The following is a 6,959-nucleotide window of genomic DNA, read 5'->3' as shown; positions in this document are numbered from 1 at the left end:
CGCTGCGCCGCCGTACGCTCCGGCGGGTCTCGGCGTCGTCGCTGGTCAGGTAGAGCAGGAAGGCCTGCGCGGCGGTGGCGCACAGCAGGGAGAGACAGTTGGAGATCAGCCGGGCGGCGTCCAGCACGCCGAGGAACTGGTCGATCCGCGGCATGAACGGCTGGATCGTCATCGACAGGGTGATCGCCAGCAGCGCCAGGCACAGTGCCCGCAGCGGCAGGTTGCCCCGGTCCCGGGCCAGGTCGCGCAGCTTGTACAGGCTCATGCCCCAACAGACCAAGGTCACCACGATCATCGCGCCACGGACGATGCTCACCACCGCGGGACCCGTCCCTCCAGCGTCGCGATCAGCCGCGCGGACACCTCAGGATCCGCCGGTTCCGTGGCCGGGATCCCCGACCAGGACTCCGCCCGCTGCACGGCGATGGTCCCGAATATCTCGGCGCGGCGTTCGATCGGCTCGTCGTATCCGCTGCGGGCCAGCATCAGCGGTGGCACGGACGGGTCCACCGACGGCATGAGCAGGGCGGTGAGGTGTTCGAGGTCGCCGGGTACGGAGGCGTCGTCGAACATCATGTGGCCGTACTCGTGGCCGATGATCAGGCTCTGCCGTACCGCGCTGGCGTCGGCGTCGTAGAAGACGTAGTCGGCGAACTCGCCGGCCACCCACAGGCCGTGTGGGGCCAGTGCCGGCAGCCGCCGGGGGATCAGGTGCACCGGCCGTTCCCGGTGTCGCTCGACCCGGTCGTGCAGCTGGGCGAAGGTGAAGGTGGCGGGCAGTTTGAGCGCGGCCAGCAACCGCATCGACTGGTCCCGCAGGTCGTTCAGGTTGGCACCGCTCGAACGTCCCATCAGTTTCTCCCTCGGCCGCTCCGGCGACCCGGGGGGTGTCCCGGCGACCGGAGCGACGTCCGAGGGTGGCGGACTCGCCACCGATCGTCAACAGCGCAACCCGGCCGGGCGATTCTACCGATCAGCGGGCGCGGCACGGCGCACGCTCCAGAGTGGCGGAGAGCCGGGCCAGGACGGCCTCCGGGGCGGCCGACGGATGGGTGTTCCGGAGGCCGGCCAACTGCTGGACCCGGGTGGCGAAGACCTCGGCCTGCCACTCCTCGTCGAGCGTGTAGACCGCGCGCCTGCCCTGTCGGGCCAGGCGGGCCGCGTCGGCCGCACCGAGCACCTGGGCGAGACCGGCCGCGACGACGGGGCCGCCGACGTGACCGAGGAGCATGTGCCCGATGCCGTGCAGCACGAGGTGGTCGCGGTGCAGGCGCGGGCGGGGCGAGCTGACCAGGATGTGGTCGGTGCGGGCGCCCCGGCACCACACGGCCCGGGACTCGCCGCGCCGGGTCCGCAGGGCCCGCACCACCAGCGGTCGCCCGCGTCGGCGGGCCAGTTCGGCGATGAAGCCCGTCAGGGCGAACGGGTGCGGCACGACCAGGCCGTGCAGCGCTTCGTCGCAGCGGCGTACCTGGTGGACGTACCGGGTGGAGGTGGTCTCCTCCCGCTGCCACCACCGGGCGAGGCGTACGCAACCCGGGGTGACCGCCGCACCGCCCACCGGCCCGGACTCAGCCACCGCCGGCGGGCCGTTCGGCAGCGTCGCGCCGGCTGCGGGCGGCGGCCTCCAGCCGTTGCACCTGCTCGATCATCGCCACCACGGCCGCGTGCCCCTCGGGGGAGAGGCGGGCGTCGACCAGCCGCATCGCCACCTGTTTGATGTGCGGGTCGGCCAGTACGTGGACCAGATCGTGCGGGTCCTGGCCGGTGAAGAAGGCGGGAGGCCGACCGAAGAAGGCGGCGATGGCCTCCACCACCGACCGCCGCGGATCCGGTGACCGCCCCTGCCGAAGGTTGCTCAGATGGGTGTGGGAGATCCGGCACCCACGTCGGGTCAGTTCGCCGGCCACGTGTCGGACGCTGTACGGCTTGCCGGTCGAGTCCCGGGTGGTGCGGAACAGCCAGTCGAGGCGCTCGGCGAAGGTCTCGCCGGGTCGGTCAGGGGCCTCAGGCATGGGGACTCCTCGCGCAGCGGAACACCAGATTTACACGAGGGCTCGATCCGGAAGCAAGTGTTGACAAGAGTCCTAACTGTACGGCTACGATGACGATCGCTTTGGCAACCTTTGTGGCCGGATCGGTTGATCGTGGCACGGCTGGATGCCAGGGCGGTCTTCCAGGGTGCCCGCACGTGGTGTGGAACGGGGGCGCGACGTGCGGGCGCGACCCGGCGTACGGCGGCTGGAAGACCTCGGGCGATCTCCTCGCCCGCCGGCGTGGAGCCTCGGCTCCGCCCGGTCGGCAGCGGGTCGGCCCGGGCACGCGGCGCGTCGACCACCTCGGCGCGCTGCGTGCCCCTCGACGCTCGCTGCCCACCTGCCCTGGTGTCGTCACCTGCCCGCGTGGCGCGCCTGTTTACCGCGGGCGGGCGGGGGTAACCAGCGCCGCGCTGACGACAGGAGGGCGCCGTGCGGTTTCCCCTATTCGTCGACGCGGTGTCGCGCCGCTCCGGCCTGCCGCCCGAACTGGCCGCCGCCGTCGCACGTGCGGTGGTGCAGACCGTGGTGGAGCGGATGACCGACAGCCCGACGGCCGACCCGACCGGCTACCTGCCGGACGAGCTGAGCGATGTGTCGGGCCCCGGGTCGTCGCCCGCCGACTTCCTGCATCGCGTCGGCCAGCGGGCCGGGGTGGACGAGCAGACGGCGGGCGTCGGGGCGGCGGCGGTCTTCGCGACGCTGCGCGAGACGGTCACCGTCGGTGAGTTCCGGGAGATGGTCGCCCGGCTGCCCGCCGCCGACGGCACGATCGATCCGATCCCCGGGCCGGACGAGGCCCGGCCGTAGCGCGGGGCGGGACGCCCGGCGGTACGAGGCGGTCCGGTCCGGCGAGCACGGCGCGGTGTCCCTGCCGACGCCGGCGTCGGCGGCAGCGGATAGGCTGCCGCCGTGGCTGGTCTGTTCAGGAGTGTGGCGGCCCGCGTCAGCGCGGCGATCCCGACCCCCCGGCGTGCCGGGTCGACCTCGGCCCGGGTCGCGCGGCCCCGCCAGGTCACCGCATTGCAGCGACGCGAGCTGTCGTACGCCCCGGAGCCCGACGGGCAGGCCGACCCGGGCGAGATCGTCTGGACCTGGGTGTCCTACGAGGATGATCCCCGGCAGGGCAAGGACCGGCCGGTGCTGGTGGTGGGTCGGCACAGCCGGACGCTGTTCGCGCTGATGCTCTCCAGCCAGCGAGATCGCGACGGTGAGCGGCACTGGCTGGCTCTCGGGCCGGGGGAGTGGGACCGGGAGAACCGACCCAGCTGGGTGCGGCTGGACCGGGTGCTGACCATGCGCGAGGACGGCATCCGGCGCGAGGGCGCGGTGCTCGACCGGGCCCGGTTCGACCGGGTCGGCCAGGCGTTGCGCGCCGGGTACGGCTGGCACTGAGCCCCCGCCCGCCGGTCCGACTGGCGTCGCCGGCGGACGCGATCAGCACTCGGCGAGGTGGGCGGTGTCGCGCAGCGCCCGGCTCGGCCGGGCCGCCCCGAGCCCCTTGGCCTGGTACATCGCCGCGTCGGCGCGGTCGAGCGCCTCGGTGAGCTGGGTCCCGTGCACCGGGGCCAGACCGACCGAGGCGGTCACCCGCAGGGTGGCCGTGCCCATCGGAATCGGCGCGGCGAGCATGTCGTACAACCGCCGGGTGGCGTGGTCGATCCACCGTCGGTCGACGGTCGGGCTGGCCAGCAGCCCCGCGAACTCGTCACCGCCGAGCCGGGCCACCGGGTTGTCACCGGCGAAGGTGGCCAGCCGCTCGGCCACGCTGATGAGCACCTGGTCGCCGGCGGCGTGTCCGTACCGGTCGTTGATCTGTTTGAAGTCGTCGACGTCCAGCACCACCGCGACCAGCGGCCGGCCGGCGCAGTCGGTGAGCAGCGTCGCGGCGAGGCGGTAGAAGGCGCGCCGGTTGGGCAGGCCGGTCAGCGGGTCGTGGCTGGCGGCGTGCCGCTCGGCGGTGAGTTCGGCCTGTAGGCGGCCGATCTCGGCCTCGGCGCGTACGGCCCGGCGTCCCAACTGCCAGGAGGAGAGCAGGGCACCCACGGCGCAGAGGCCGGACGCGACGGTCAGCGGATCCGGCACGACCTCTCCCTTCGCCGCGACGCGCGTCCCAGCACCGGCCGACGGGTGCTGGCGGACACCTCGTTTCCCCTGGTGGGGGCCAGGTTCACGTAACAGAATGTGAGCGGTTGGGTACCGCTCACATGCGCTATCATGCTCGCTGTCCATTGCAGATGCAATAGCAGATGCACGTGCAGATGCAGAATGATCCAATCGACATCGTCCCCTCGTGCCGCTACCGCTCCTCCCACGGCGCCGGCGCCTATCGGAGAGAACAGACGCCCCCATGCAGCAGCCGCTCAACGGTGTTCCCGTCCACCAGTTGCCTCCCCTCGCCTGGCAGAAGAGCCGGCGCAGCAATCCCAGTGGAAACTGCGTCGAGCTGGCGGAGCTGCCCGGGGGAGCGGGGATCGCGATGCGCAACTCCCGGCATCCCGAGGGGCCGGCGCTGATCTACACCGTGGACGAGATCGCGGCCTTCGTGCTCGGTGCCCGGGACGGCGACTTCGATCATCTGATCGGCTGACCTGCCATCCCATCGACGGGATTCGCCGCGCGCGGGATGGAGGTTCACCTCACTGAAGGTTCATGGCATGCTTACACGTCGGTCGCGCCGGTCCACCGGTGCGCTCGCTGACGGCATGCGGAGGACGGCAGGTGACCATGGTTTCCGCCGAGGAGGGCCCGGCGGCGGGCCCGACCGTGCTGCGGATGCTGCTGGGCGCCCAGCTGCGGCGGCTGCGCGAGTCGCGCGGGGTGACCCGGGAGAACGCCGGCTGGGAGATCCGCTCCTCCGAATCGAAGATCAGCCGGATGGAGCTGGGTCGGGTCGGCTTCAAGGAGCGCGATGTCGCCGACCTGCTCACCCTCTACGGTGTCACCGCCGATCAGGAGCGCGCGGCGCTGCTCAAGCTGGCCCGCGACGCGAACAACCCGGGTTGGTGGCACCGCTACGGCGACGTGCTGCCGCCGTGGTTCCAGTCGTATCTCGGCCTGGAGGCCGCGGCCGCGCTCATCCGTAGCTACGAGGTCCAGTTCGTCCCGGGCCTGCTGCAGACCCGTGAGTACGCCCGGGCCGTGGTGCTGCTCGGTCACGGCCGGGCCGGGCCGGGGGAGGTCGACCGCCGGGTGGACCTGCGGATGCGACGCCAGGAGGTGTTGCGCCGGCCGAATCCGCCCCGGTTGTGGGCAGTCGTCGACGAAGCGGCGCTGCGCCGGCCGATCGGCGGGCCGCAGGTGATGCGCGGTCAACTAGAGGCGCTGCTCGAGGCCACCCGGACGCCGAACGTCCGGGTGCAGGTCATCCCGTTCGCCGCCGGTGGGCATGCCGCCGCCGGCGGTGCCTTCACCATCCTGCGCTTCGGCGACCAGGACCTGCCCGACATCGTCTACATCGAGCAGTTGACCAGCGCGATCTACCTGGACAAGCGCGAGGATCTCGACTACTACGCGGTGGCGATGGAGCGGCTCTGCGTGGAGGCCGAGCCGCCCGAGCGTACGCCGGAGATCCTCAAACGGATGATCGCCGAGCTTGATTCCCGGTGACCGGCCCGCGCGGCTGACCGGCGAGTAGCCGTACCCGCTGCATCGGGTACGGCAGTCATGTGCATTGACACCTCCGGATCCTGCGACTAATCTCTGGATCGATCCAGACTGAATCGATCCAGAAGAGGGGAGGGGCCGTGAAGCCGACCCTGCAGGCCGTCGCCGAGGCCGTCGGTGTCTCGCGCAGCACCGTCTCCAACGCCTACGGCCGCCCCGACCAGCTCTCCGCGGAGCTGCGGCAGCGCATCCTCGACACCGCGCGGCAGATGGGCTATCCCGGCCCGAACCCGACCGCCCGGTCACTGCGACGCGGCTTCGTCGGCGCCATCGGGGTGCTGTTCACCTCGCGGCTGTCGTACGCGTTCACCGACGCCTTCGCGGTGCGCTTCCTCACCGGGGTCGCCGAAGCAGCCGAGCGGCACGACAGCAGCCTGCTGCTGGTGCCGCTGCCCGTCGGTCTCGCGGGTGCGCGGAAGGCGGTGGAGAACGCCGCCGTCGACGGCTTCTGCGTCTACTGCGCCGGTGACGAGGGAGGGATCATCGACACGATCCGCGGCCGGGGCCTGCCGTTCGTCACCACCTCCGCACGGCCCCAGCCGGGCGACCGGTGGGTCGGCATCGATGAGCGGTCCGCCGCCCGGTCGGCGGCCGAGCACCTGACCGCCCTCGGCCACCGGCGGGTCGCCCTGCTCGCCCACGACGTGCTGCCCGACGCCGGCACCGGGCGGCTGCGGGTGGCCAACGTGACCGACGTGCCGCATCCCACCACCCGTGACCGCCTCGCCGGCGTCGCCGACGCCTTCGCGGCGGCCGGCGTCGCCTGGTCCGACCTGACCGTGCTCTCCGCCGCCGACAACGACCGGGCCGCCGGTGCCGCCGCCGTCCGCGCCCTGGACGCCGGCCCCGAGCCGTGCACCGCGGTGCTCGCCTGCTCCGACGTCCTCGCCCTAGGCGCGCTCGACGCGCTGCGGGCCGGGGGCGAGGAGGGCCGCCGCGTGTCGGTGACCGGTTTCGACGACATCCCCGAGGCCGCGCCGGCCGGCCTGACCACCGTCCGGCAGCCCGGCGAGGAGAAGGGGCGCACCGCCGCCGCACTCCTGTTCGACCCGCCCGCGGACGCCTCGGCGGGTCAGATCCAGCTGCCCACCACGCTCGTCGTCCGGACCAGCTCCGGACCAGTCCCGAGGAGTTGACCATGGAACAGGCCACCGGCTTCTTCGTCGCCGTCGACGCGGTCGCGCGTCACGTCAACTCGGCCCGCCCGGACGCGCCGGTCCGCGCCGAGGCACCCCGCACCGCCCGGTCTGTCTCTTA

10 protein-coding genes are annotated in these 6,959 nt (G+C 72.7%); 5 read left to right on the top strand and 5 right to left on the bottom strand.

The genetic code is table 11. From position 1 onward, the window contains the following. The 4 genes from C1I95_RS30665 to C1I95_RS30650 all read right to left on the bottom strand — a co-directional run. The coding region (locus tag C1I95_RS30665) for a hypothetical protein (protein ID WP_146605904.1) at positions 1–319 on the bottom strand (319 nt) is incomplete at its 3' end. Then, positions 313–852: a hypothetical protein gene (locus C1I95_RS30660; RefSeq protein ID WP_111219148.1), complete on the bottom strand. Its 540-nt coding sequence runs from the start codon at positions 850–852 to the stop codon at positions 313–315. The genes C1I95_RS30660 and C1I95_RS30665, both read right to left, overlap by 7 nt. Positions 853–973: 121 nt before the next feature. After that, the gene (locus C1I95_RS30655) at positions 974–1,579 is read right to left on the bottom strand and encodes a hypothetical protein (RefSeq protein WP_111219146.1); all 606 of its coding nucleotides are present in this window, start codon (positions 1,577–1,579) and stop codon (positions 974–976) included. Continuing rightward, positions 1,572–2,015, bottom strand: a complete 444-nt coding sequence (locus C1I95_RS30650) for a helix-turn-helix domain-containing protein (protein ID WP_111219144.1) — start codon at positions 2,013–2,015, stop codon at positions 1,572–1,574. Before C1I95_RS30650 ends, C1I95_RS30655 begins: the two co-directional genes overlap by 8 nt. Positions 2,016–2,468: 453 nt before the next feature. Here C1I95_RS30650 and C1I95_RS30645 point away from each other — a divergent pair, with 453 nt between their 5' ends. Further along, complete coding sequence (locus tag C1I95_RS30645) at positions 2,469–2,846, top strand: DUF2267 domain-containing protein (RefSeq protein WP_111219142.1); 378 nt, start codon at positions 2,469–2,471, stop codon at positions 2,844–2,846. Positions 2,847–2,948: 102 nt separating this feature from the next. Further along, positions 2,949–3,431: a type II toxin-antitoxin system PemK/MazF family toxin gene (locus C1I95_RS30640; RefSeq protein ID WP_111219140.1), complete on the top strand. Its 483-nt coding sequence runs from the start codon at positions 2,949–2,951 to the stop codon at positions 3,429–3,431. A 42-nt stretch (positions 3,432–3,473) separates the two neighbouring features. Here C1I95_RS30640 and C1I95_RS30635 read toward each other — a convergent pair whose 3' ends face one another. Further along, complete coding sequence (locus C1I95_RS30635) at positions 3,474–4,121, bottom strand: GGDEF domain-containing protein (RefSeq protein ID WP_111219138.1); 648 nt, start codon at positions 4,119–4,121, stop codon at positions 3,474–3,476. Positions 4,122–4,386: 265 nt separating this feature from the next. Between C1I95_RS30635 and C1I95_RS30630 the strand changes: the two genes are divergently transcribed. The 3 genes from C1I95_RS30630 to C1I95_RS30620 all read left to right on the top strand — a co-directional run bounded on the left by C1I95_RS30630 (position 4,387) and on the right by C1I95_RS30620 (position 6,838). Continuing rightward, complete coding sequence (locus C1I95_RS30630; protein ID WP_111219136.1) at positions 4,387–4,626, top strand: DUF397 domain-containing protein; 240 nt, start codon at positions 4,387–4,389, stop codon at positions 4,624–4,626. A 137-nt stretch (positions 4,627–4,763) separates the two neighbouring features. Continuing rightward, positions 4,764–5,645 carry a Sco1979 family transcriptional regulator gene (locus tag C1I95_RS30625; protein WP_438941353.1) on the top strand — a complete coding sequence of 294 codons (882 nt, stop codon included), beginning with the start codon at positions 4,764–4,766 and terminating at the stop codon, positions 5,643–5,645. A gap of 137 nt (positions 5,646–5,782) precedes the next feature. Then, entirely contained in the window at positions 5,783–6,838 is a 1,056-nt protein-coding gene (locus C1I95_RS30620) for a LacI family DNA-binding transcriptional regulator (protein ID WP_111219132.1), read from the top strand. Positions 6,839–6,959 lie beyond the last annotated feature (121 nt).

It is taken from the genome of Micromonospora craterilacus, from assembly GCF_003236315.1.
GTDB lineage: Bacteria > Actinomycetota > Actinomycetes > Mycobacteriales > Micromonosporaceae > Micromonospora > Micromonospora craterilacus.
Note: the sequence above shows the minus strand (reverse complement) of the source record. Positions and strands in the feature narration are given on the sequence as shown.

What these genes read in the sequence shown, in the direction of transcription:
- C1I95_RS30660 (WP_111219148.1), bottom strand. Translation starts at nt 852, where the DNA reads ATGGGACGTTCGAGCGGTGCCAACCTGAACGACCTGCGGGACCAGTCG.
- C1I95_RS30650 (WP_111219144.1), bottom strand. Translation starts at nt 2,015, where the DNA reads ATGCCTGAGGCCCCTGACCGACCCGGCGAGACCTTCGCCGAGCGCCTC.
- C1I95_RS30630 (WP_111219136.1), top strand. Translation starts at nt 4,387, where the DNA reads ATGCAGCAGCCGCTCAACGGTGTTCCCGTCCACCAGTTGCCTCCCCTC.
- C1I95_RS30625 (WP_438941353.1), top strand. Translation starts at nt 4,764, where the DNA reads ATGGTTTCCGCCGAGGAGGGCCCGGCGGCGGGCCCGACCGTGCTGCGG.